Raw genomic sequence first — 23,471 nt, 5'->3', positions numbered from 1 at the left:
CACCGATCATCGGACGCCGCCCACCGACTCCAACACCCCGCTCGCCACGTCCTGGAACACCTCCGTCCAGTAGTGCCGGCCGTCCCCGCTCGCCGCGGCGACGCCGGTCGGGTCGACCGTGGACAGGACCTGGAGCATCGTCATGGCCAGTTGGTCATAGGTGTCGGTCGTCAGCTCGTGGCCCGACTCCTCGTCGATCGCCTGCTCGCGGTGCAGCAGCCAGAGCGTGAAGGCGAGGGTCGAGACGTCGGTGTTCAGCGGGAACAGCCGCGCCTCGGGCTCGCTCCAGTTCAGGACGGCGCCCGTCGCGCCGTCGATGACCAGGCTGTTGTCCTCGACCAGATGGCCGAGGCGTATCAAGTGGTCGGCCCCGGCCGGCAGTTCGGCGGCCCACCCCTCCTCGGCGTGGTACTCGGCCAGCGTCTGCAGCGGCGCGTCCGTGTCCAGCGAGAACAGGTAGCCGTCCTCCGGCAGGCCCACCTCGCGCAGGAAGCGGCGGGTCGGCTCGTGCGTGAGTGTGGCCGGGAAGTCGACCTCCTCGAAGCGCACCACCTTGCCCTGGCCGAATTCCCGGTCCAGGAGGCGCTGGGGCAGGTCCAGGGCCAGACCCGACGCTCCGGCCCGGCCCGCCACGAGCGCGAGCGGGCGGATCAGGGCCGCCATCTTCCAGAACGGCGCCGGTTCGCCGTCCGTGCCGTCCTCGAACACCGCCAGCAGGTGCCGCGACGCCTCTGCGACCGCCTTCGGGCCGTAGTGGCCGACGTAGGAGGCGAACTGGCCGCGCAGGCCCGCCAGTTCGTCCGTCGCCTCGGCGAAGCGGACCAGCGTCCGCAGGGACGGGGCCAGCGGGCGGCGGTCCATCAGGTCGGGGCGGTCGTGCAGGAAGTACGTCGTCGAGATCTCGCCCGTCGCGCCGTCCAGCAGGACCGACTCCGTCTCCGAGGCGCCGCCGGGGCCCAGCAGTCCGCCTATCACCAGCTGGTCCCGCAGCTCCGCGGCCAGCCGGCCGTCCGGGTCGCCCGTCGAGTCCGCCACCGTCCGCAGGCCCTCGCGGCACAGCTCCGCGAAACTCAACACGCCGTTGTCGCAGGGCAGTCCGGGGCCGGTCAGCCATCGCCGCGTCGACGCGTGGGTGACGTACGGATCCAGGTCGGTCTCGGTCAGGATGATCGCCGTGTCACCGGCGTGATCACCGGCGTAGGTCGTAATGGTCGTGCTCATGGACTCCCCCGCATGTGCTCGCTCACAGCCCCGGGCAGGACACAGCCGATCGACCAGCCCGCCGGGCTCGGCGGCCGTCCCACTGCTCAGAACACTACGCGCCACCACTGACAACGCACCGGACCGGCGAAAACACCGGCCACGCCGCGAACGGCACCACCGCCGGCAACTCTTCCGGTCCCGTACCACCACCGGCAACTCATTTGCGGGTGCGCCGCCTTCGACACCGCTCCACCGGAGAAACCACCTTCACCGGAGAAACCGCTTCACATGAGAAGACGTCAGCCGACCCTCGCGCGTTCCCGCCCCGCCAGAATCGCCTCCACGGTCTCCTGCACGGTCAGCTCCGAGGAGTCCACCCACAGCCCGATCCGCGGCGTCTGCGCCCGCAGAGCTCCGTCCAGCGCCTCGACCGTCCAGGCCCCGTAGCCCGACTTCGCCCGCCCGGCCTCCCGCGCCGCCACGGCCGCGGCGCTCGGCGCCAGGACGACCACGTACAGCGGGCGTGTGCGCACCAGCCGTACGTAAGCCGGCAGTTCCTCGCCCAGCACCACGTCCTGCACGACCGCCGTGAACCCGGCCTCCGCATAAGCGTCCGCCGTCGCCGCCGACAGCCGGTACCGCAGCCGCAGTTGGGCCTCGCCTTCGCCGCCGACGCCGGGGTCGTACTCCTCGCGTCCGGAGACGATCATGCGCCGGAAGACGTCCCCGCGCACATGAGCCGCCCGCGGGAGCCGCTCGGCCAGCGCCTGCGCGACCGTGGACTTCCCGGCCGCCATCACGCCGGTGATGAGCACGACCCCGCGCATCACGTGAGGTACACGCCACCCAGGACGACGGCGATCGCGGCGAGCAGGAACAGCAGGATCCACAGCGCCAGCCGGCCCACACCGGGGGCGGGTTCGCAGCGCGGCGGATCCGGCTCGGTCACTGCCCGGTCACCACCGCCGCCTGCGGCCGGATCGGCAGGCGGTTGACCGGGCGGCCCGTCGCGGCGCGTACGGCCGACGCGATGGCCGCCGGCGAGGTCACCACCGGCACCGCGCTCACCGCCTTCGCGCCGAAGGGCGCGACCACGTCCCGCTCCTCGACCAGCTTCACGATCCGGATGTCCGGTGCGTCCAGGGCCGTCGGCAAGGAGTAACCCGTCAGGTCGGGGTGGCGGATCACGCCGCGTGCGCTGCGCAGGTTCTCGGTGAGCGCTATGCCCACGCCCTGCGTCACGCCCGCCTCGATGCGCGCCTCCAGCTGGGCCGGGTTCAGGACGCGGCCGACGTCCTGGGCGAGCGCCAGCTCGACCACCCGTACCGAGCCGAGTTCGATGTCGACGTCCACGACCGCGCGGATCGCGCAGAAGGCCATGCCCACGAAGGCGTCGCCCTGGCCGGCGTCGTTCAGCGGTTCGGTCGGATGCGGGCGGCACTGGGCCGTCGCCCACAGTTCCTTGCCGTCCATCGCCTCGGTGACGGTCGTCGACAGGACGCCGTCGTACGAGGTGATCTTGCCGTCGGTGATCTGCAGCAGCTCCGTGGACATGCCGAACTTGTGCGCCAGGGGCTGCAGCAGCTGGGTGCGGACCATCTTGGCCGCCCGCTCCACCGCGCCGCCCGACACCCAGGTGTGGCGGCCTCGGCAGCCCGCGCCGGCCGGGGGCTGGTCGGTGTCCACGGGCGCCACGTGCACCTCGTCGATGCCGAGCGTCTCCTGGACGATCTGCCGGGCCAGCGTCGTGAAGCCCTGGCCCGTCTCGACGGCGGCGCACAGCACCGTCGCGACGCCGTCGTGGACCTTCACCGTGGCCGTGGAGACCTCGTCGGCGCCCTCGGCGCCGAGCATGTGCACCATGCCCAGGCCGTAGCCCACGCCGCGGCGCACCGCACCCGGTTCACCCGCGCCCTCGGGGCCGCCGGGCAGCAGCCACTCGTCCTCGGGGGTGTCCTTGGGGAGGGGCGGAAGCGGGTAGTCCCGTACGGCCTGGAGCAGTTCCGCGACCGGCGCCGGGCAGGTCACCGTCTGGCCCGTCGGGAGTACGTCGCCCGTCGCCATGGCGTTGCGCAGGCGCAGCTCCGCCGGGTCGATGCCGAGCTTCTTGGCCAGCTTGTCCATCTGCGCCTCGTAGGCGGCGCACACCTGCATGGCGCCCTCGCCGCGTACGTGGCCGGAGGGCGGGTTGTTGGTGCGTACGGCCCAGCCCTCGATGAAGGCGTTCGGGACGACGTACGGGCCGCAGGCGAAGGCGACCGCGGCGGCCAGGGCGTCGGCGGACGTGTCGGCGTAGGCGCCCGCGTCCAGCAGGATCTGCGCCTCGACCTTCACCAGCTTGCCCTCGGCGTCCGCGTGGTGGCGGTAGCGCAGGAGGGTGGGGTGCCGGTGGGTGTGGCCGAGGAAGGACTCCTCGCGCGTGGCCGTCAGCTTCACCGGGCAGCCGGTCTTCAGCGCGAGCAGACCGAGCGGGAGCTGGAAGCCCTGGTCCTCGCGGTCGGCGGTCGCCCCCGGGACACCGGTGACGACGACCTTGACGCGCTCGGGTTCCAGGCCGTAGCAGGCGGCGGCGCGGTCGCGGTCGGTGTGCGGGTCGGTGGAGGCGAGGTAGAGCTCCACGCCGCCGTCGGGGCGCGGTACCGCGAGGCCCGCCTCGGCGCCGATCGGGGCCGGGTCCTGGCGGCCGATGCGGTACAGGCCCTCCACGACGATGTCGCCGGCCGCGTCGGGGTCGCCGTGGCGCAGCGGGATGTGACGGATCAGGTTGCCGTCGGGGTGCAGCGGCTCGGCCTCGAAGGCCTGCTCGGGGTCGGTCACCGGGTCGAGTACCTCGTACTCGACGATGACGGCCGCGGCGGCCAGGCGGGCGGTGTCCGGGTGGTCGGCGGCGACGGCCGCGATGGGCTCGCCGTGGTGGCGTACGACCTCGGAGGCGAAGACCGGGCGGTCGGCCCGGCCGCGACCGAGGAGCGGGCTGCCCGGCACGTCCTCGTGCGTGACGACGGCCCGGACGCCGGGCATCTCCCGCGCGTGGGAGGTGTCGATGGACTTGATGCGCGCGTGCGGGTGCGGCGAGCGCAGGACGGCCGCCCACAGCAGGCCCTCGGCCCACAGGTCGGCCGCGTACGGGAACGTGCCCTCGGTCTTGGCGCGGGCGTCGGCGGCCGGCAGGGAGGCGCCGAGGCCGTGCGGGATCGGCTCGGGGGCGGATGCTGCCTCCGCGGCTGTGGTCGCGGTGGCGGCTTCGTTGCTCACGCCTGGCCTCCGTCCTGTCCGTACGCCTGGTCATGTGGCCCCATGGCACCGGGCGCCTCGAACACCGACGGGTGGATCCCGCCGGCCCCAGGGCCCGCCTGGTGGGGGATACGCGGCTCGTCGCCGTCCCGTTCGCCGTCGTCGGCCGCCGTGTGCGCCTCGCGCTCGGCGACGACCTCCTTGACGGCCTGCACGACGCCCCGGTAGCCCGAGCAGCGGCACAGGTTGCCGCACAGCGCCTGGCGGGTCTCCAGCTCGGTCGGTGCCGGGTTGCCCTCCAGCAGGTCGTGCACGGTCATCGCCATGCCCGGCACGCAGAAGCCGCACTGCACGGCGCCGCACCGCGCGAGCGCCCGCTGCACGTCGGAGGGCTGTCCGTCCTCGGCCAGCCCCTCGACGGTACGGACCTCGCTGCCGGCGGCCGTCACGGCGGGCACCAGGCAGGACGCGACGAGCCGCCCGTCGACCTGCACGTTGCAGGCGCCGCACTCGCCCTGCGAGCAGCCGTCCTTGGCGCCCGCGAGGCCGAGCCGCTCGCGCAGCACGTAGAGCAGTGACTCGCCGATCCAGGCGTCGGAGACGGGCCGGTCGACGCCGTTGACCCGCAGGACGTAGGAGGCGAGGGGGTGTTCTTCACCTGGGGGCGGCGGTACGTCGTCGGAGGAGGCGGGCCGCTCGGGCTCCCTGGTGGCCTCCTGGGCGGATTCGCCGCCCTCGGCCGGGGTGTGGTCGGCCGAGGCCTCTGCGGGGCCCTCTGCGGCCTCTGAGGCGCCTTGGGCGTCCGTGGCGGCCTCGCCGGACGCGGCAACGTCCTGGGAGGCCTCTGCGGCGGTTTCGGTGGCGGCCTCTGCGGACGGTGCGGACGAGGGAGCGGTGTCCCCGGGGGCGTCCGCGGGCTCTCCGGAGGCGTGTGCTGCGGAACCGGGCTCCACGCGTGCGTGCCCGCCCGGCGCGGTCGCGGCCCCTGCCGACTGCTCGTGCGGGTCCGGGGCAGGCTGGTCGCTGGCGTGTACGGCGCGCTGGTCGCCGGGGTGTGCTCCGCGCTGCCCCGGCACGTGCCCGGCGGCCGTCGGCTGCCCGGCCGTGTGCCCGGCTCCGGCCGTCTCCTCGGTCACCGCCGCTGTCTGCTGGCCCCACGGCTGCCCCGTCGCCTGCGTCGCCCACGGGGCGGGCGCGCCGCCCGGCAGGGTGGCCGGCGGCGTGCCGCCCCACTGCTCGACCAGCGACGACGTCGTGAACTCGCCCGATTCGTCCGGAAGGTCACCGTCGGCGACGGGAATCGACCACTGCCCGGTGACATCGTGACCGGGCGCCCCGGCGGCCTCCTGGCCCGCCTGACCCGCCGCGGTCTCCGAGAAGTTCCACTGCTGGGTGACCCCGGGGTTGTACGTGAACTGGCCGCTGTCCTGCGGGGTGGCGTTCGGGTCGGGCCACTGGGCGCCCTCGGCGGGCACGCCCGCGACGGGCCAGCCGCCGGGGGCCGCGGGGTCGGTGCCCGCGGGAGAGCCGGGCGTGACCGTTATCTGCGGCGGCACATACCCGTGGCCGGGCGCGGCGAGCGGGCTGTCGGATGAGGCCAGGAGGGCGTCGATGCCGCCTTCGGGCAGCTTGACGAAGGCGGTGGCGCCGTCGTCGTAGTCGCCCTGGGGCAGCGGGTCCCAGCGGCCCCCGCCCTGGGGTGTGCCCTCTCCGTGCTGGTCGTCGGTCACGACAGTGCCCTCCCCAGTGCTCGTCGGGCCAGCGCGGCGACGGTGCGCCGCAGGTGCAGTACGGCGGGCGGATGCTGAGTCACGGAGCCGTCCTCGGCCGGGACCGGGTCGGGGATGCAGGCCGCCGCGACGTACTCCCCGAAGGCGTGCAGCGCCTCCGGGACGATCGCGCGGTTGTTGTCCCAGTCGATCAGCTGGGCGACCCAGTGCTCGGCCTCCAGCGGCCTGAGCGGCATCGGCGCTATGGCGCCGACGGCGCACCTGACTCCGCGCCGGGCGGGGTCGAGTACGACCGCGACGGACGCCATCGAGCGCCCCGGGCCGGTGCGTCCGGTGGCCTTGAGGAAGACCTGCGGGGCGTGCAGCAGCGGCACGCGCACGTAGCCGATGAGTTCGCCGGCGCGCAGCATGTCCATGCCGGCCAGCAGGTGCGACACCGGGATCTCCCGGCGGGCTCCGCCCGGGCCCGCGATGATCAGGGTCGCTTCGAGGGCGGCGAGGACCGGCAGCGCGTCACCGGTCGGGGACGCCGAGGCGATGTTGCCGCCGAGGGTGCCCGCGTTGCGGATCTGCGGCGGGCCCGCGGCGCGTGCGGCGGCCGCGAGCGCCGGGATCAGGGCGGCGAAGTCGGGGCGGCCCATGCGGGCGTGCGTGAGGCCCGCGCCGAGCAGGGCGTGACCGTCCTGGTACTGCCAGCCACGGATCTCGCTGATCTTGCCGAGGCCGACCAGCGCGGCGGGCCTGAGCTGTCCGGAGTTGACGGCGGCCATGAGGTCGGTGCCACCCGCGACCGGCACGGCGGCGGGCATGGCGCTGAGTGCCGCCACGGCCTCGTCCAGCGTCGTGGGCAGCGTGACGGCCTGCGCCGCCTGCGGTGCACTCGTGGTCAAACCGGCTGCCCCTTCCCGCTGCCCCACCTGGTCCCACCTGTGCTGCCGTACGGTACGTGCTGACAGGGCGGACGTGGCAACTCTGGCACATCTTCGCAGGACCCGAAGACAGGGGTCCGCTAGGAGGCATTCGCCCACCTCATCGGGGAGATGGTCCGTTTTTGCGCGGCATCACCGGTGCGTTCCGAATGACACTCTTCGGTGACATCTTGCCGGTTTTTCCATTATCTGTTCGGGGGCGGCCCGTCGATCGGGCGGCCGAGCACACCGGGGCGCCGCTGCCACGGCCGCGGTCCCGTCGGCGGCCGGTACGCGACTCCCAGGGCGTCAAGTCGCCCGTAATGGGCGGCCATCCGCCGCTCGAAGCCGGTGAAGTCCCGCTGCGCCGGGGCGGGCAGGCGGCTCCAGGCCACCTCGGCGAAGGCGGCGAGGCGCGGGAACGTCTGGTAGTCCACGCGCGCGTGGTCCTCCATCACCTCGGTCCACACGTTGGCCTGCGTGCCGAGCACGTACCGGGTCTCGTCCGGCGTCAACTCCGCGGGAACGGGCTCGAACCGGTAGACGTCCTCCAGGGTGCGGACGTAGCCGATGGGCACCGGCTCCTCGGCGCCCGCGTCCTGACGGTGGTCCAGATACACCTGCTGCTCAGGGCACATGACGACGTCGTGGCCCGCGCGGGCCGCCGCGATGCCGCCCGCGTACCCGCGCCAGGAGGACACGGCCGCGCCTTTCGCCAGCCCGCCCTCCAGGATCTCGTCCCAGCCGATCAGCCGGCGTCCGCGCGCGGACAGCCAGGTGTCGAAGTGGCCGATGAACCACGCCTGGAGCTCGTCCTCGTCCTTCAGCCCGAGTTCCCTGATGCGCTCCTGCGCGGTGGCCGACTGCCGCCACTGGTCCTTGAGGCATTCGTCACCGCCGACGTGAATGAACTCCGACGGGAACAGCTCCAGGACTTCCTCGAAGACGCCCTCGTAGAAGCGCAGGGTGTTGTCAGTGGGGGCGAGTACGTTCGGATTGATCCCCCAGGTGTCCCAGACGGAGAGCGCGGAGGTGTCGATGACGTCGGTGTTGCCGAGTTCCGGGTACGCGGCGATGGCGGCCTGCGAGTGGCCGGGTACGTCGATTTCGGGGACGACGGTGATATGCCGCTCGGCGGCGTACGCCACGATCTCGCGGATGTCGTCCTGGGTGTAGAAGCCACCGTGCGGCTTCTCCTCCCACAGCGGGGAGGCCCGATGGCCGAATTTCGTGCGCGCCCGCCATGAGCCGACCTCGGTGAGCCGCGGGTACTTCCTGATCTCGATGCGCCAGCCCTGGTCGTCCGTCAGATGGAAGTGGAAGACGTTGAGTTTGTGGGCGGCCATCAGGTCCAGGTAGCGCAGGACGCCGTCCTTGGGCATGAAGTGCCGGGCGACGTCGAGCATGAGGCCGCGCCAACGGAATCGGGGGGAGTCCCGGATCTCCGTCAGGGGCAGCCGCCACGTGCGGCCGGGAAGGGGGGCGCGCCGGAAGGCGTCGGGGCCGAGAAGCTGGCGCAGCGTCTGGGCGCCCCAGAAGACACCGGCGGACGAGCCGCCCTGAATGTGGACGCCGTGCGGGGCGATGACGAGGCGGTAGGCCTCGGCGTCGAGGCCTGGCCGGACGGACAGATGGAGGACGTCGTACTCGTCCCCCTTCTTGGGCGGCAGCGCGAGCCCGGTCGCCGCGCCGAGCGTCGCGCGCAGCCATCGCGCGGTGTCCTCGGTGCCCGGCCCGGCCTCGATCCCGAAGCTGTCGCCGAGTTCGAGGAATCCTTCGGCCCGCTCCATCTGGTGAGGTGCCGGAATGAGATCCACGAATGATCAGACCTTTCAGTCCTTGACCGCGCCGCCCAGCCCGGACACCAGGCGCCGCTGCACGAGTACGAAGAAGATCAGCACCGGAATCGTCATCACCGTCGACGCGGCCATCACCCCGCCCCAGTCCGGCTCGTCCGGCTTGTAGAAGACGAGCAGGGCCATCGGCAGGGTCGACTGCGAGGTGTCGCTGATGATGAAGGACTTGGCGAACAGGAAGTCGTTCCAGGCGGAGATGAAGGAGAAGACGCTGGTGGCCACGAGCCCCGGGAAGACCAGCGGGAAAAGGATCTGCCACAGGAATCGCGACCGGCTCGCCCCGTCGATGTACGCGGCCTCCTCCAGGGCCTGAGGAACGGCCTTCACAAACCCGCGCAGCATCCAGATCGCGAACGGCAGCGAGAAGGCGATGTGCGGCAGGATCAGCGAGCCGAGCGTGTTCAGTTGGCCGAAGTCCCGCATGAGGAAGAACAGGGGGATCGTCAGGGCCTCCACGGGCACCATCTGGGCCACCAGAAACATGATCAGCAAGGTGGTCCGGAAGCGGAAGCGGAATCGTGTCACCGCGGTCGCCGCGAGAAACGCGATCAACGCCGAGACGATCACCACGGTGCACGCGACGACAAGGCTGTTGAGGAAGTAACGGCCGAATTCGTTCTGCTCGAAGACCCGCCGGAAGGAATCCAGGGAAGGCGCGAGTGTCCACGGCCGCGGCTCGCTCGACTCGATCTCCCCGGCCGGTTTGAAGGCGCTGAGCACCATCCAGTAGAGCGGAAACGCCACCACCGCGGCGACCAGCAACGCGGACGCCTCCGCGAGCAGCCGCCAGGGCCGCCGTACGAAACTCACGGAACTCGCGGAACTCACGGCACCGATGGACCTCACAGCTCCTCCCCCTGTCTGCGCAGCACCAGCAGATACACCAGCGTCACCGCCAGCAGGATCAGCAGCATCACCACGCCGATCGCCGAACCCAGGCTGTACTGCGAGGACGCGAACGCCTTTTGGTACGCGTACACGTTCAGCACGAGGTTCTGGCCCGCGATGCCGCCGCCGTTCGTCATGACGTAGATCTGCGTGAAGACCTTGAAGTCCCAGATCACCGACTGGATGGTGACGACCACCAGGATCGGCCGCAGCATCGGCGCCAGCACCGACCGCCAGATCCGCCACTGCGAGGCCCCGTCCAGCGCGGCGGCCTCCAGCACCTCGGCCGGCACGGCACGGATACCGGCGTACACGGTCACCATCACGAACGGGAAGGAACACCATACGACTTCGAGCAGGACGAGGAAGAAGGCGCTGAACCGTCCGTACGTCCAGGAGTGGTCACCGATTCCCAGGATGTGGTTCACCGGCCCGAAGTCCGGGTCGAACAGGAACAGCCACACCGTCGACCCGGTGATCGCGGGCGTCGCCCACGCCCCCAGCGCGGCCAGCATCAGCGCCAGCCGCGGCACGGCACGCACCCGCGTGAGCAGCACGGCGAGCGCACAGCCGACGGCGAGCGTCGAGACGACGCAGGCCGCCGCGAACAGCACGGTGGCGAGCAGTACCTGCCAGAACTGCGGGTCCCCGAAGAGCTCCGTGTAGTTCCCGAGGCCCTGGAAGGTGGTCGGTTCACCGCCGCTGACCTGGGCCTGGGTGTACTGGAAGAACGAGATCAGCCCGAGCTGATAGATGGGATGGACGAGCAGCCCACCGAGAACGACGAGGGCGGGCGCAAGGTAGAGCCACGGAGTCCACGTGGTGCGGTTGGTCACTGAGGTCATCCGGCGGACCCGAACGCGTCATCCATCTTCTTGGCCGCCTCCCCCGAAGCCGCCGCCACGTCCTTCTTACCGCTGATGACCTCCTGGAACATCGTCGGCAGAACGAGCGAGGAGTCGATCTCGGACCAGGCAGGCGACGCGGGCACGAACTTGGTCCCCGCGGCCAGGGTCTCCGCGAACGGCTTCACATACGGCTCCTCAGCCGCGACCTGCTGTCGCACATCCGCGAACGTCGGCAGGAAGCCCATCGCCTCGAACATGGACGCCTGCGTCTTCTTGGAGGCGAGCTGCTCCATCAGCTGCACCGCCAGCGTCCGATGCGACGTGCTCTTGAGCACCCCGATGTTGTTGCCCCCGGCGAACGCCGGCGCGATCGACCCCGCCTTCACCCCCGGCAGCGGCACGACCGCGTACTTGCCCTTCGCCCTCCCGGCCTCCACCGCGGCGTGGCTGAAGTCGCCGCCGATCGCCATGCCCGCCTTGCCGGCCGCGAACGCGGTGATCGTGTCGTTGCCGCCCATGCCCGCGCACTTGGCGGCGGGACAGTTGTCGTCGGTGAAGAGGGACGTGTACGCCTTGATGCCCTTCTGGGCCGCCGCGCTGTCGATCGCCGAGGCGTACGTGCCGTGTTTGCCCGTGGCGATCTCACCGCCGTTGGCCCACACGAACGGCATCGCACCGTATGTGTACGCCCCGCCCACCACGAGCCCGTACAACTCCGGTTTCGCGGCGCGGATCTTGCGGGCGGTCGTCGCCAACTCGGTCATGGTCTTCGGGGGTTGGAGGCCGAGCTCCGCGAAGACGTCCGTGCGGTAGTACAGGGCGCGGACACCGACGTAGAAGGGCGCGCCGTAGACCTTGCCGTCGACGGTGACGGACTGCCTGGCGGTGGGGTCGGTGTCCTTCGTCTCGCTCCAGGCGCCGAACTCCTTGGTGACGTCGAGGAGTCCGCCGTCCTTCACATAGCCGGCGGTGTCGGTGTTGCCGTACTCCATCACGTCGGGCGCGGAGGCCGGGTCGTTGAAGGCGGCCTTGACGCGCTGGGCGCGGGTCTCGATCGGGATGTACTCGACCTCGACCTCGGTGCCGTCGTGGGCCTTCTCGAAGGCGGTGACGACGGAGTCGACGACCTTCTCCTTCGGCTTGTTGCCGACCTCCTGGAAGAGCCAGACCCGCAGGGTGCCGGTCTTGTCGTCCTTGTCGGAGGAGGAGTTGGTGGAGGTCTGCGGGGCGCAGGCCGCCACGGCGAGGGCCACGAGGAGCAGGGCGGGGAGCCGGGAAGAGAGCGGAGAGAGCTTCATGGAGTGTTCCTCCGAAGATGCGTTGCAACATACGCAATGAGTGTTTCGCTCTGCACAACACATCGGAGGCTAGGGACTGCACGAACACGACCACAAGAGGTCTCAACCACTCTGTGACCGGCGGGCGCACCCTGTGCAACGCACGGACAGCACAAAGGCCCCCAGGGCACGCAAAACGCGCCTCGGGGGCCTTGGTCCTACCTGCGTCCGACCGGCCGGGGGGGGAAGTTACTTGTCGCCCTTGCCCTTGTCGTCGCCGCCGGCGCCCATGGACTCGTAGATCTCCTTGCACATGGGGCACACGGGGTACTTCTTCGGGTCGCGACCAGGCACCCAGACCTTGCCGCAGAGCGCCACGACGGGGGTGCCGTCGAGGGCGCTCGCCATGATCTTGTCCTTCTGGACGTAGTGGGCGAAGCGCTCGTGGTCGCCGTCGCCGTGGGACACCTGTGGCGTCGGCTCTACGAGGGTCCCCGTACCAGTCCCGCGCTCGGGCTCGAGAGTGCTCATACCGCCAAGAGTACTGAAGCTCACATGTTTCAGTTGAGCGAAGGGTCGTCCGGGTACGTGGCCACCATCGCGAGCTCGTTGCGCTGGCGGCGCAGCACCTCGCGCCAGAGTCTCTCCGGGGACGGCGACGAGACGTCCCCGGGCTCGGACTCGACGACGTACCAGGCCCCTTCCACCAGCTCGTCCTCCAGCTGACCGGGTCCCCAGCCCGCGTATCCGGCGAAGATTCTCAACGACCCGACGGCCGAGGCGAGCAGTTCCGGCGGTGCCTCCAGGTCGACCAGCCCGATCGCGCCGTGCACCCGGCGCCAGCCCAGCGGGGCGCTCTCGCCGTTCGCGTCGCCGGGGATGACGGCGACTCCGAGCGCCGAGTCGAGGGACACCGGGCCGCCTTGGAAGACGACGCCGGGTTCGCCGGCGAGGTCCGCCCAGCCCTCCAGGATGTCGCCCACGTCCACGGGCGTCGGACGGTTGAGGACGACACCGAGGGAGCCCTCCTCGTCGTGGTCGAGAAGGAGCACCACCGCGCGGTCGAAGTTCGGGTCCGCCAGGGCGGGCGTGGCCACGAGCAGCCGCCCTGTGAGCGAGGACACCTCGGTCATGCCAGACATGATCCCGCATCTTCCCTTCGTGTGGGGAGGCAATCCCGGTTCGCGAGTGAATGCAGCTCAGGGCGGAAAGGAGCGTCCCCGGGCGCACGGGGGCGGTGGTGACCGTTCGTGCCCGACGGCGAACGGTTCGTGTTGTGACAGAGCTATGACGTTCCTGAGCCGTCCTTGGGCTTACAGAAGGGGGGTCGGCGGCGATTACCCTTTCCCTCCTGGCCCCTGCCCAACTCATCGGAACGCGAGATACATGACCGTCAACGACGATGTCCTGCTTGTCCACGGCGGAACCCCGCTGGAGGGCGAGATCCGTGTCCGCGGTGCGAAGAACCTCGTACCGAAGGCCATGGTCGCCGCTCTGCTGGGCGGCGAGCCGAGTCGACTGCGCAACGTGCCGGACATCCGTGACGTGCGTGTCGTACGCGGTCTGCTGCAGCTGCACGGGGTCACGGTGCGTCCGGGGGAGGAACCGGGCGAGTTGGTGATGGACCCGTCGCACGTGGAGAGCGCGAACGTCGCTGACATCGATGCCCACGCGGGTTCGAGCCGTATCCCGATCCTGTTCTGCGGCCCCCTTCTCCACCGCCTCGGCCACGCGTTCATCCCCGGCCTCGGCGGCTGCGACATCGGCGGCCGGCCCATCGACTTCCACTTCGAGGTGCTGCGGCAGTTCGGCGCGCGCATCGAGAAGCGGGCGGACGGGCAGTACCTGGAGGCTCCGCAGCGGCTGCGCGGCACCAAGATCCGGCTGCCGTACCCGTCCGTGGGCGCGACCGAGCAGGTGCTGCTGACGGCCGTCCTCGCCGAAGGCGTCACCGAGCTCTCGAACGCGGCCGTGGAGCCGGAGATCGAGGACCTCATCTGCGTCCTGCAGAAGATGGGCGCCATCATCGCGATGGACACCGACCGCACGATCCGCATCACCGGTGTGGACAAGCTCGGCGGTTACACCCACCGTGCCCTCCCGGACCGCCTGGAGGCCGCCTCGTGGGCGTCCGCGGCGCTGGCGACCGAGGGCAACATCTACGTCCGTGGCGCCCAGCAGCGCTCGATGATGACCTTCCTCAACACCTACCGGAAGGTGGGCGGTGCCTTCGAGATCGACGACGAGGGCATCCGTTTCTGGCACCCCGGTGGCCAGTTGAAGTCCATCGCCCTCGAGACGGACGTGCACCCCGGATTCCAGACCGACTGGCAGCAGCCGCTGGTGGTGGCCCTCACGCAGGCGACCGGGCTCTCCATCATCCACGAGACGGTCTACGAGTCCCGGCTCGGCTTCACGTCCGCGTTGAACCAGATGGGCGCCCACATCCAGCTCTACCGCGAGTGCCTCGGCGGCTCCGACTGCCGCTTCGGCCAGCGCAACTTCCTGCACTCCGCGGTCGTCTCGGGCCCCACCAAGCTCCAGGGGGCCGACCTGGTCATCCCCGACCTGCGCGGCGGCTTCTCGTACCTCATCGCGGCCCTGGCCGCCCAGGGCACGTCCCGGGTCCACGGCATCGACCTGATCAACCGCGGCTACGAGAACTTCATGGAGAAGTTGGTCGAGCTGGGCGCGAAGGTGGAGTTGCCTGGTAAGGCGCTGGGCTAAAGCCAGCCAGGCCGGCGTCTGAGGCCGTTTGTCAGCACAACCACGATGGGGCGGCACCCGGAGTCCGGGTGCCGCCCCATCGGCGTTCTACGAGCCGTACGCCGTCCCGTGGCATACAGACGGCAAGGTCACTTACCCTTGGCCGCTTCCTTGAGCTTGGAGCCCGCGGAGACCTTCACGCTGTAGCCGGCCGGGATCTGGATCGGGTCGCCGGTCTGCGGGTTGCGCGCGGTGCGAGCGGCACGGTGGGTGCGCTCGAAGGTCAGGAAGCCAGGGATGGTGACCTTCTCGTCGCCCTTGGCGACGACCTCGCCGACGGTCTCGGCGAACGCGGCCAGAACGGCGTCGGCGTCCTTGCGGGTCACCTCGGCGCGGTCGGCCAGCGCGGCCACCAGCTCACTGCGGTTCATGTTGTTACTCCCGTGTTCTTCTTGCCGTTGAGGCGTCAGATCGAAGCCGATGCTGCCAGGGTCCTCGGACAGTCCCCGGACCCGGGTCCGTCGTCAGACCCTCGCGCCCGGGACGCATCCTGCCCCTACCTGCGGCGGGAAAGCCAATCCGGCACCCGCAGGAGTCGTGAGAACACCCATGGGAGTCACACGAAGAGAGGGCCTCAGCCTGGCCGTCACGATAAACGGCGGCCGGAGGCCCTTGGTTCCACGACGCGCCGTCACAAGGGCTTGCCGTGGCGATCCTCACAGGGCCCGCACACGTTTGGCGCCGGGGCCTACTCGACGGGCGCCACCGCGCTGACGGCCTTCGCGGCTTCCCGCACCGCACCGGCGACCGCGCCCGCGACCTTGTCGTTGAACACGCTCGGGATGATGTAGTTCGGGTTCAGCTCGTCCTCGGTCACCACATCCGCCAGCGCCTTCGCGGCCGCGAGCATCATCTCGGTGTTGACCGTGCGGGACTGCGCGTCCAGCAGACCGCGGAAGACACCCGGGAAGACCAGCACGTTGTTGATCTGGTTCGGGAAGTCGGAGCGGCCCGTGGCCACAACTGCCGCCGTCTGGCGGGCGATTGCCGGGTCGACCTCGGGGTCCGGGTTCGCGAGCGCGAACACGATCGCGTCCTCGGCCATGGCGGCCACGTCGTCGCCGTCGAGCACGTTCGGGGCCGAGACGCCGATGAACACGTCGGCGCCGCGCACGGCCTCCTTCAGCGTGCCGGTCAGGCCCTCGGGGTTGGTGTTGTCGGCGATCCAGCGCAGCGGCGAGTCGGCGGGGGCCTGACGCAGGTCCTCGCGGCCGGCGTGCACGACGCCGTGGATGTCGGCGACGACGGCGTTCTTCACGCCTGCCGCGAGCAGCAGTTTGAGGATGGCCGTCCCGGCCGCGCCGGCTCCGGACATGACGACGCGAATGCTCTCAATTGCCTTGCCCGCGACGCGAAGTGCGTTGGTGAGGGCGGCCAGGACGACGATCGCGGTGCCGTGCTGGTCGTCGTGGAAGACGGGGATGTCGAGGGCCTCGCGCAGGCGTGCCTCGATCTCGAAGCAGCGCGGCGCGGAGATGTCCTCGAGGTTGATGCCGGCGAACCCGGGGGCGATCGCCTTGACGATCTCGACGATCGCGTCGGTGTCCTGGGTGTCGAGGCAGATCGGCCAGGCGTCGATGCCGGCGAACCGCTTGAAGAGGGCCGCCTTGCCCTCCATGACGGGCAGCGCGGCCTTCGGGCCGATGTTTCCGAGGCCCAGCACCGCCGAGCCGTCCGTCACAACCGCAACGGAGTTGCGCTTGATCGTCAGACGCCGCGCGTCCTCGGGGTTCTCGGCGATCGCCATGCAGACACGGGCCACACCCGGCGTGTAGACCATGGACAGGTCGTCACGGTTGCGGATGGGGTGCTTCGACGCCATCTCGATCTTGCCGCCGAGGTGCATGAGGAAGGTACGGTCCGAGACCTTGCCCAGCGTGACGCCCTCGATGCCGCGCAGCTGCTCGACGATCTCGTCCGCGTGTTTGGTGGACGTGGCCGCGATCGTGACGTCGATACGGAGCTTCTCGTGGCCGGACGCGGTGACGTCGAGGCCGGTCACCGAGCCTCCGTGGGACTCCACGGCCGTGGTGAGCTGGGAGACCGCGGTTCCGCTCGCGGGCACCTCCAGCCGGACCGTCATCGAGTAGGAGACGCTGGGCGCCGTTGCCATGGCCGACTTCCTCTGCTTTCACCGTGTGACGCTGGATGCCGTCCGATCGTCGCACCTACCGCCGAGTAGGAGTTAGCCGGGCTTGAATTGCGAACGTATTGTTCGCCACGTCTTCCCATGAAAAGAGACCCACGTCACGTGGTGACGTGGGTCCCTCTCTACGTTCATGACACCGACCCGCCATGCTCGCCTCGCGGCAAGTGGTCCCTCTAAGGGACGAAGGTTGGGCCCGGGGGCTTGGATCGAGCCGGTGTCACACCCAGGCTAACAAACAGATCCCGTACGGCCATTCCCGTACCGGTGGTTCATCCGGATCAATCTCTGCCGGATCACTGACGGATCAGTCTCTGAGCAGGTCCGGCACCCCGGTCGCGTCCGGCTCGTCCCGCTCCGCCGAGACGACCGTCAGCTGCTGGGTGGCCCGGGTCAGGGCGACGTACAGCACTCGCAGTCCGGCCGGCGACTCGTCCGCGATCTCCGCCGGGGAGACGACGACCGTCGCGTCGTACTCCAGGCCCTTCGCCTCCAGGCTGCCGAGCGCCACGACCCGGTCGCCGAGCCCGGCGAGCCACTTGGCCGCCTCCTCGCGCCGCTGCATCGCGACGACCACACCGACCGTGCCGTCGACGCGGTCGAGCAGCCGGGCGGCCTCCTCACGGACGGTCTGTGCGAGCGAGTCCCGTACGACCGTGAAGCGAGGCTCCACGCCGGTGGACCGTACCGCCGACGGTGACGTCGAGCCCGGCATCGCCAGCGCCAGCACCTTCGACGCGAGCTCGGCGATCTCGGCCGGGTTGCGGTAGTTCACGGTGAGCTGGAAGCGGCGGCGCGGGCGGGTGCCCAGGGCCTCGTCGCGTGCCTCGGCCGCCTCGTCGGGGTCGGACCAGGAGGACTGGGCCGGGTCGCCGACGATCGTCCAGGTCGCGTGACGTCCCCTGCGCCCGACCATCCGCCACTGCATCGGCGTGAGGTCCTGGGCCTCGTCGACGATGACGTGGGCGTACTCGGTGCGCTCGGCCGCCAGCCGCTCGGCGCGCTCGCGCTGCGACTCCTCGCGGACCGGCATCAGCTCCTCCAGGCCGGTGAGCTGGTCGAGCGGGTCCAGCTCGCGCTTCTTCTTCGGGCGGGCCGGGGTGCCGAGGATCGCCTGGAGCTCGTCGAGCATGGCGATGTCGTGCACCGAGAGTCCGTCCCGCCTGAGCGAGCGGGCCACCTTGCGGACCTCGCCGGGGTTGAGGATCCGGCGGGCCCAGCGGCCGAGCCGCCGCTCGTCGGCCATCGCCTCCAGGACCGCCTTCGGGGTGAGCTCCGGCCACCAGGCGTCGAGGAAGGTGAGGAAGCTGTCCTCCGAGGTCACGTCCTCGTCGAAGGACGAGCGCAGCTCGGCGGCCAGCTCCGGGTCGGTGTGGCGGGAGGCGCCGCCGGACTTAGCCCACAGGGCGTCGAGCAGCAGCTTGCGGGCGCGCGGGCGCAGCAGGTTGACGGGTGCGGTGCCGCCGAGCGCGGTGCGGCGGATACGTTCCAGCTCCTGCGTCTCCAGCTCCAGCCGGCGCCCGAAGGCCACCACGCGCAGGCGGCTGGGAGGCCCGGCCGGGGCCTGCGCGGGCGCGTCGGTGCCGTCATCACCGGTGTCGTCACCGAGGGCGAGCTGCCCCGCCCGGTTCGCCCCGGCGCCCCCGGACACGCCCCGGCCAGGAGCGCCGCCCCCGCCGCCCGGTCCCAGCTCCAGCGCGCCTCGGGCCGCCTTCCGCAGCACCTTGAGCATGCGGTACGAGCCCTTGGCGCGGGCGGTGGACGGGGAGTCGTACAGGGTGGCCTCGGCGCCGTCCACGAGTGAACCGATCGCACGGATGGCGACCTGGCCCTCCTCGCCGAGGGACGGGAGCACGCCCTCGGTGTACGCCACCAGCAGCGGGGTCGGGGAGACGATCAGGATGCCGCCCGCGTACCGGCGCCGGTCCTGGTAGAGCAGGTAGGCGGCGCGGTGCAGCGCCACGGCCGTCTTCCCTGTCCCCGGGCCGCCCTCGACATACGTCACCGAGGCGGCGGGGGCGCGGATGACCAGGTCCTGCTCGGCCTGGATGGACGCGACGATGTCCCGCATGGTGTGGCTGCGGGCCTGGCCGAGGGCGGCCATGAGGGCGCCGTCGCCGATGACGGGCAGCTCGTGGCCGTCCAGGAAGGCCGTGAGCTCGGGGCGCATGAGGTCGTCCTCGACGCCCAGCACGCGGCGCCCCTTGGAGCGGATGACCCGGCGCCGTACGACCCGCCCGGGGTCGACCGGCGTGGAGCGGTAGAAGGGGGCGGCGGCCGGCGCCCGCCAGTCGATGACGAGCGGGGCGTAGTCCTGGTCCAGCACACCGATGCGGCCGATGTGCAGGGTCTCGGCGATGTCGGCGGTGTTGTCGTCGCGGACCGCGCCCTCGGCGGGCTCGACCGCGGTGTACGCGCCGTCGGGGCCCTTCTTGCCGTCCTTGCCGAGCAGCAGGTCGATACGGCCGAACAGGAAGTCCTCGAACTCGTTGTTGAGCCGGTTGAGGTGGACGCCCGCACGGAAGACCTGCGCGTCCCGCTCGGCGAGCGCGCCGGGTGTGCCGACCTGGCCGCGCTTGGCCGCGTCGTTCATCAGGAACTCGGCCTCGTGGATCTTCTCCTCGAGGCGCCGGTACACCCGGTCCAGGTGTTCCTGTTCGACGCTGATCTCTCGATCTCTCAGAGAGTCTTCGAGCGCGGTTTCCTGTTGAGCCTGAGCGGCCACCGGGCCCCCTTCTGACGTGCTGGGCAGCCGTCAACCGTACGCGAAGGGGACCCGGAAAAGCTACGGCACGGCTGGGGCAGGCCCTAGACGTCGACCTCTGCGAGCTTGTTCCCGTCGAAGTCCATGACCTCGATGTGATCGACGTCGTCCGGGGCCATGGACACACCGCCGCTGACGTAGAGCGGATTCCTGGCCTGCTCGGTCTTGGCGTCCGGGATGCCGTAACCCCACTTCGGGACCGACCAGGAGGCGGCCGTCTCGCGTTCGCCGTCCTTGCTGACGAAGATCAGGGAGCACTTGAGCGGCCCCTTGACCCCCTTCAGCTCAAGGGCCGTCTCGGTGCCCCAGAGCTTCTCGGACAGGGCGACGGTCGCGCTGACGCCGGTCGCCGAGTCGGTCCCCGAGACCTTGTTGTCGATGCTGTTGAACAGGTCCTTGGCGGGGTTGGCCGCCTGCACGGTCCTGTTCCCGTCGGTGCCGCCACCGCCGTCGCTGCCGTTCGTCGCCACGGCCACGAACGGACCGCCGACGATCAGGGCGGCCGCCGCGGCCACCATGTAGAAGCTGCGCCGGCGCTTCTGGGCGCGACGCTCGGCGACCTCGTCGACGAGCTTGTTCACCAGACGCGGGCTGGGCTTCGCCGACAGGGACTCACCGATCGCGGGCGAACCGGAACCGGGCAGGTCCGCGAGCGCGGCCAGCATGGGCTCCATCCCGGCGAGCTCGTCCAGCTGCTGAGCGCACCATTCGCAGGTCGCGAGGTGGGCCTCGAAAGCGGTTGCCTCGGCGTCGTCGAGGATCCCGAGGGCATAGGCGCCGACGGTTTCGTGCTCGCTCGGGCCCGGATGTCCCTGCATGGGGCTCATGGATCCAGACATACCCGAACCGCCCATCCCGAATCCCTGGTTTCCCCCGTAAACACTCATCACGCCGTCACCCCCCGCTCCTCCAGAGCCAGCTTCATCGACCGCAGGGCGTAGAACACCCTGGAGCGCACGGTGCCACTGGGTATGCCCAGCGTCTCGGCAGCCTCATTGACGGTACGCCCCTTGAAGTACGTCTCGACGAGAACCTCCCGGTGGGCGGGGGTCAGGTCGTCGAGTGCGTCAGACAGCGTCATCAGCCACAGCGCCTTGTCGATCTCGTCCTCCGCGGGGATGACCTCCAGCGGCGACGGATCGACCTCCTGCGGCCGGGCCTGCCGGCTGCGGTGGCCGTCGATGACGATGCGCCGGGCGACCGTCACCAGCCAGGGGCGTACCGATCCGGTCGCTCGATTGAGCTGTCCGGCGTTCTTCCAGGCACGGATGAGCGTCTCCTGCACAACGTCCTCTGCTCGTTGCCGATCACCGGCGACCAGTCGAAGGACATACGCAAGGAGGGGTCCGGCGTGCTCTCTGTACAGCGCACGCATCAGCTCCTCATCAGGTTCCGAGGGCTGGGACATGCGATGTCGGGCCCTCGATCCACGTTCATTGGCCACGACGGAATCCTTGCGCACGCCCACCTCCGATGTCCGGGGGTTCCCCCAGTCGGTCGCTCGACTACCCGTACGGAAGCGGCCCCTTGAGTGTTCAAAGCGATGCGACAGTTTTCTTGGAAGTGACGTGACGAGCGGGACATGGCAGCACATTCCCACCGTGCGATCTTTACATTTCCACCACATCGGCAAGATCGATGTGCCGTTTCCCTACGGGGGCGTAGGTAAACGACATGTAATCGAAATCACTTCGACACCCGTTTCACAGAAGCCGCATAACGGACTGTCAGGCTCGCGCGAGGGCGGCGCGACGACGGTGCCGGGCGACCCTTTCCCGGTTCCCGCAGACCTCACTGGAGCACCAGCGCCTCCTGCGCCCCCGGGACGTATCGACATAAACGATCGGGCAGTTGTCGCCCTCGCACTCCCTCAGTCCGGCCCGCGCGAGAGGATCGGTGAGCAGTTCCACCGCGTCCCGCGCGAGGGCACCGAGCAGGGCGCCGCACTCGGGCGGGTGATCCAACTGGCGGACGAGTACGCCGCCTTCACCGCGTACGGCACGCGGGGCCGGCGGTGCGGCGCGGGCGATGTCGTTGACCCGGGCGAGCGCGATGTCGTACGACGGCCAGGGCGCGGGGTTGAGGCTGCCTCGCACCAACTGTCCGATGCGTCCGCGCAGTTCGCGGAAGGCGACGAGCCAGGAGGCGTCGGCGTGGGCGAGCGGGGTGTCCGGTGGGACGAGGCCGGCGCCGATGATCCAGGCACGCAACACCGCGACGGAGTCGAACCGTTCCTCGGGATGAGTCGTCGCGAGGAGATCCAGACAGATCCGTCCGGCGCCGAACCGCAGCTCGTACGCGTCCGTGGCCGTACCCAGTGCCATGTGCCTGTCACCGCCTAGGCCGTGAGGAGGGCTGGGGGAACCGTTCCCTCTCACAGTGCCTTCCCGGTGGCGGGGGCGGAACCCCTCGTACCGGGGGTTGGGTACTCAACGCCGGTCACGGCAACTTCAGCCCGTCCGGCGTTTCAGGACGAGGCCCCTTCAGGGCCGACGGGGGTCCAGGGGGCGGAGCCCCCTGGCGGGGTCGAAGGGGCGGAGCCCCTTCAGGAGGGGACGGGTAGGGGCACCGGGGGCGAGAAACGAACGGCTCACGCGTCCGCGTACTTCGTGTCGGCCGCCGGATCCAACGCCAGCCGATACCCCCGCTTGACGACGGTCTGGATCAACTTCGGCGCCCCCAGAGCCGTACGCAACCGAGCCATCGCCGTCTCCACCGCATGCTCATCACGCCCCGCCCCCGGCAACGCACGCAGGAGATCGGCGCGCGGAACCACCCATCCCGGACGACGGGACAGGGCCCGCAGAAGGGACATCCCCGCAGGCGGCACGGGCCGCAACGCCCCGTCGACCAGCACCGCGTGCCCCCGGATCTCCACCTGATGACCGGCGATCGGCAGCGAGCGGGCCCGCCCCGGCAGCTCCTGGCACAGCAACTGCACCAGCGGCCCGAGCCGGAACCGCTCGGGCTGCACCGTGTCGATGCCACGCGCCTGCAACGGCAGCGCGGTGACCGGACCGACGCAGGCCGGCAGGACGTCATGGTTGAGCGCGGCCAGCACCTCCGCGAGCAGCCCCCGCTCCTCGGCCCGCGACAGCAGGGACGCCGCGGCCGGGGCGCTGGTGAAGGTGAGGGCGTCCAGGCCCCGCGAGACGGTGGCGTCCAGCAGACGGTCGACCGGCCCGATGTCCTCCGGCGGCAGCCACCGGTAGACCGGCACCCCGAGCACCTCCCCGCCCCCTTCGCGCAACGCCTCCACGAACCCGGGCAGCGGCTCACCGTGCAGCTGGACGGCGATACGCCGCCCGTCGACGCCTTCCTCCAGCAGCCGGTCCAGCACCTCGGCCATGGACTCGCTGGACGGCGACCAGTCCTCCGTCAGCCCGGCGGCCCGTACCGCCCCCTTGACCTTGGGCCCGCGCGCGAGCAGTTCGACCTCGCGCAGCCGTGCCAGCAGGTCCTCGCCCAGTCCCCACCCGTCGGCGGCCTCGATCCAGCCCCGGAAGCCGATAGCGGTCGTGGCGACCACGACGTCCGGCGTCCGCTGGATGATCTCCTTGGTGGCGGCGAGCAGCTCACTGTCGTCGGAGAGCGGCACAATGCGCAGGGCAGGGGCGTGCAGGACGGCGGCGCCGCGGCGCTGGAGCAGCGCCCCGAGTTCGTCGGCCCGGCGCGCGGCGGTCACACCCACGGTGAAACCCGCCAGCGGCCCGTGTTCCGGTTGCTGCTGTTCGTCGTACATAACTCTCGTCCCGCACTCGAGTTGTGGTGCCTGCGCCAGGCGGTTCGCACCGAGGGTGGCCGGAAGCGGCTCCTGATCGCACCCTTGGTGGGTACACCTGCATGCCGAT

Annotated in this window: 20 protein-coding genes; 1 reads left to right on the top strand and 19 read right to left on the bottom strand. The window is 70.6% G+C overall.

The genetic code is table 11. The features are described from left to right. Window positions 1-6 precede the first annotated feature (6 nt). From ACZ7L6_RS38915 to ACZ7L6_RS38860, 12 genes are all read right to left on the bottom strand, one after another. Entirely contained in the window at window positions 7-1,221 is a 1,215-nt protein-coding gene (locus ACZ7L6_RS38915) for an SUKH-4 family immunity protein (protein ID WP_471932448.1), read from the bottom strand. 281 nt (window positions 1,222-1,502) lie between these two features. Beyond that, complete coding sequence (locus ACZ7L6_RS38910) at window positions 1,503-2,030, bottom strand: AAA family ATPase (RefSeq protein WP_471932446.1); 528 nt, start codon at window positions 2,028-2,030, stop codon at window positions 1,503-1,505. Continuing rightward, window positions 2,030-2,152, bottom strand: coding sequence for a hypothetical protein (locus tag ACZ7L6_RS38905; protein WP_471932445.1), 123 nt, complete (start codon window positions 2,150-2,152; stop codon window positions 2,030-2,032). The genes ACZ7L6_RS38910 and ACZ7L6_RS38905 overlap by 1 nt, the downstream gene beginning before the upstream one ends. Next, entirely contained in the window at window positions 2,149-4,458 is a 2,310-nt protein-coding gene (locus tag ACZ7L6_RS38900) for a xanthine dehydrogenase family protein molybdopterin-binding subunit (RefSeq protein WP_471932444.1), read from the bottom strand. The genes ACZ7L6_RS38905 and ACZ7L6_RS38900 overlap by 4 nt, the downstream gene beginning before the upstream one ends. Continuing rightward, entirely contained in the window at window positions 4,455-6,167 is a 1,713-nt protein-coding gene (locus ACZ7L6_RS38895) for a (2Fe-2S)-binding protein (protein WP_471932442.1), read from the bottom strand. The genes ACZ7L6_RS38900 and ACZ7L6_RS38895 overlap by 4 nt, the downstream gene beginning before the upstream one ends. Next, window positions 6,164-7,057, bottom strand: a complete 894-nt coding sequence (locus ACZ7L6_RS38890; RefSeq protein ID WP_471932440.1) for an FAD binding domain-containing protein — start codon at window positions 7,055-7,057, stop codon at window positions 6,164-6,166. Before ACZ7L6_RS38890 ends, ACZ7L6_RS38895 begins: the two co-directional genes overlap by 4 nt. Window positions 7,058-7,281: 224 nt before the next feature. Next, window positions 7,282-8,892: a beta-N-acetylhexosaminidase gene (locus tag ACZ7L6_RS38885; RefSeq protein ID WP_471932438.1), complete on the bottom strand. Its 1,611-nt coding sequence runs from the start codon at window positions 8,890-8,892 to the stop codon at window positions 7,282-7,284. A 15-nt stretch (window positions 8,893-8,907) separates the two neighbouring features. Next, window positions 8,908-9,759 carry a carbohydrate ABC transporter permease gene (locus ACZ7L6_RS38880; RefSeq protein ID WP_471932436.1) on the bottom strand — a complete coding sequence of 284 codons (852 nt, stop codon included), beginning with the start codon at window positions 9,757-9,759 and terminating at the stop codon, window positions 8,908-8,910. A gap of 14 nt (window positions 9,760-9,773) precedes the next feature. Continuing rightward, a complete protein-coding gene (locus ACZ7L6_RS38875; protein ID WP_471932434.1) occupies window positions 9,774-10,664 on the bottom strand; it encodes a carbohydrate ABC transporter permease in 891 nt (296 codons plus the stop codon). Then, window positions 10,661-11,965: an extracellular solute-binding protein gene (locus ACZ7L6_RS38870; RefSeq protein ID WP_471932432.1), complete on the bottom strand. Its 1,305-nt coding sequence runs from the start codon at window positions 11,963-11,965 to the stop codon at window positions 10,661-10,663. Before ACZ7L6_RS38870 ends, ACZ7L6_RS38875 begins: the two co-directional genes overlap by 4 nt. 228 nt (window positions 11,966-12,193) lie before the next feature. Further along, window positions 12,194-12,475 carry a DUF3039 domain-containing protein gene (locus ACZ7L6_RS38865; protein WP_043501286.1) on the bottom strand — a complete coding sequence of 94 codons (282 nt, stop codon included), beginning with the start codon at window positions 12,473-12,475 and terminating at the stop codon, window positions 12,194-12,196. Between the two features lie 29 nt (window positions 12,476-12,504). After that, on the bottom strand, window positions 12,505-13,077 hold the full coding sequence (locus ACZ7L6_RS38860; RefSeq protein WP_030054423.1) for a YqgE/AlgH family protein: 573 nt from the start codon (window positions 13,075-13,077) through the stop codon (window positions 12,505-12,507). Window positions 13,078-13,330: 253 nt separating this feature from the next. Here ACZ7L6_RS38860 and murA point away from each other — a divergent pair, with 253 nt between their 5' ends. Continuing rightward, window positions 13,331-14,671, top strand: coding sequence for a UDP-N-acetylglucosamine 1-carboxyvinyltransferase (murA, locus tag ACZ7L6_RS38855; protein ID WP_451038721.1), 1,341 nt, complete (start codon window positions 13,331-13,333; stop codon window positions 14,669-14,671). Window positions 14,672-14,799: 128 nt separating this feature from the next. Here murA and ACZ7L6_RS38850 read toward each other — a convergent pair whose 3' ends face one another. The 7 genes from ACZ7L6_RS38850 to ACZ7L6_RS38820 form a co-directional block, all read right to left on the bottom strand. Next, the gene (locus tag ACZ7L6_RS38850) at window positions 14,800-15,081 is read right to left on the bottom strand and encodes an HU family DNA-binding protein (RefSeq protein WP_007498188.1); all 282 of its coding nucleotides are present in this window, start codon (window positions 15,079-15,081) and stop codon (window positions 14,800-14,802) included. Between the two features lie 317 nt (window positions 15,082-15,398). After that, a complete protein-coding gene (locus ACZ7L6_RS38845) occupies window positions 15,399-16,823 on the bottom strand; it encodes an NAD-dependent malic enzyme (RefSeq protein ID WP_471932429.1) in 1,425 nt (474 codons plus the stop codon). A gap of 340 nt (window positions 16,824-17,163) precedes the next feature. Further along, window positions 17,164-19,581, bottom strand: a complete 2,418-nt coding sequence (locus tag ACZ7L6_RS38840; RefSeq protein ID WP_471932427.1) for a HelD family protein — start codon at window positions 19,579-19,581, stop codon at window positions 17,164-17,166. A gap of 83 nt (window positions 19,582-19,664) precedes the next feature. After that, complete coding sequence (locus ACZ7L6_RS38835) at window positions 19,665-20,447, bottom strand: anti-sigma factor family protein (protein WP_471932425.1); 783 nt, start codon at window positions 20,445-20,447, stop codon at window positions 19,665-19,667. A gap of 59 nt (window positions 20,448-20,506) precedes the next feature. Next, a complete protein-coding gene (locus ACZ7L6_RS38830) occupies window positions 20,507-21,028 on the bottom strand; it encodes a sigma-70 family RNA polymerase sigma factor (RefSeq protein ID WP_010039908.1) in 522 nt (173 codons plus the stop codon). A 319-nt stretch (window positions 21,029-21,347) separates the two neighbouring features. Continuing rightward, window positions 21,348-21,944, bottom strand: coding sequence for a CGNR zinc finger domain-containing protein (locus ACZ7L6_RS38825; RefSeq protein ID WP_471932423.1), 597 nt, complete (start codon window positions 21,942-21,944; stop codon window positions 21,348-21,350). A 266-nt stretch (window positions 21,945-22,210) separates the two neighbouring features. Beyond that, window positions 22,211-23,362 carry a uroporphyrinogen-III synthase gene (locus ACZ7L6_RS38820; protein ID WP_471932421.1) on the bottom strand — a complete coding sequence of 384 codons (1,152 nt, stop codon included), beginning with the start codon at window positions 23,360-23,362 and terminating at the stop codon, window positions 22,211-22,213. Window positions 23,363-23,471: the final 109 nt, after the last annotated feature.

It is taken from the genome of Streptomyces sp. NPDC107522 (genome assembly GCF_055657525.1).
The sequence above is the reverse complement of the archived record's forward strand: the minus strand, read 5'-3'. Positions and strand labels throughout refer to the sequence as shown.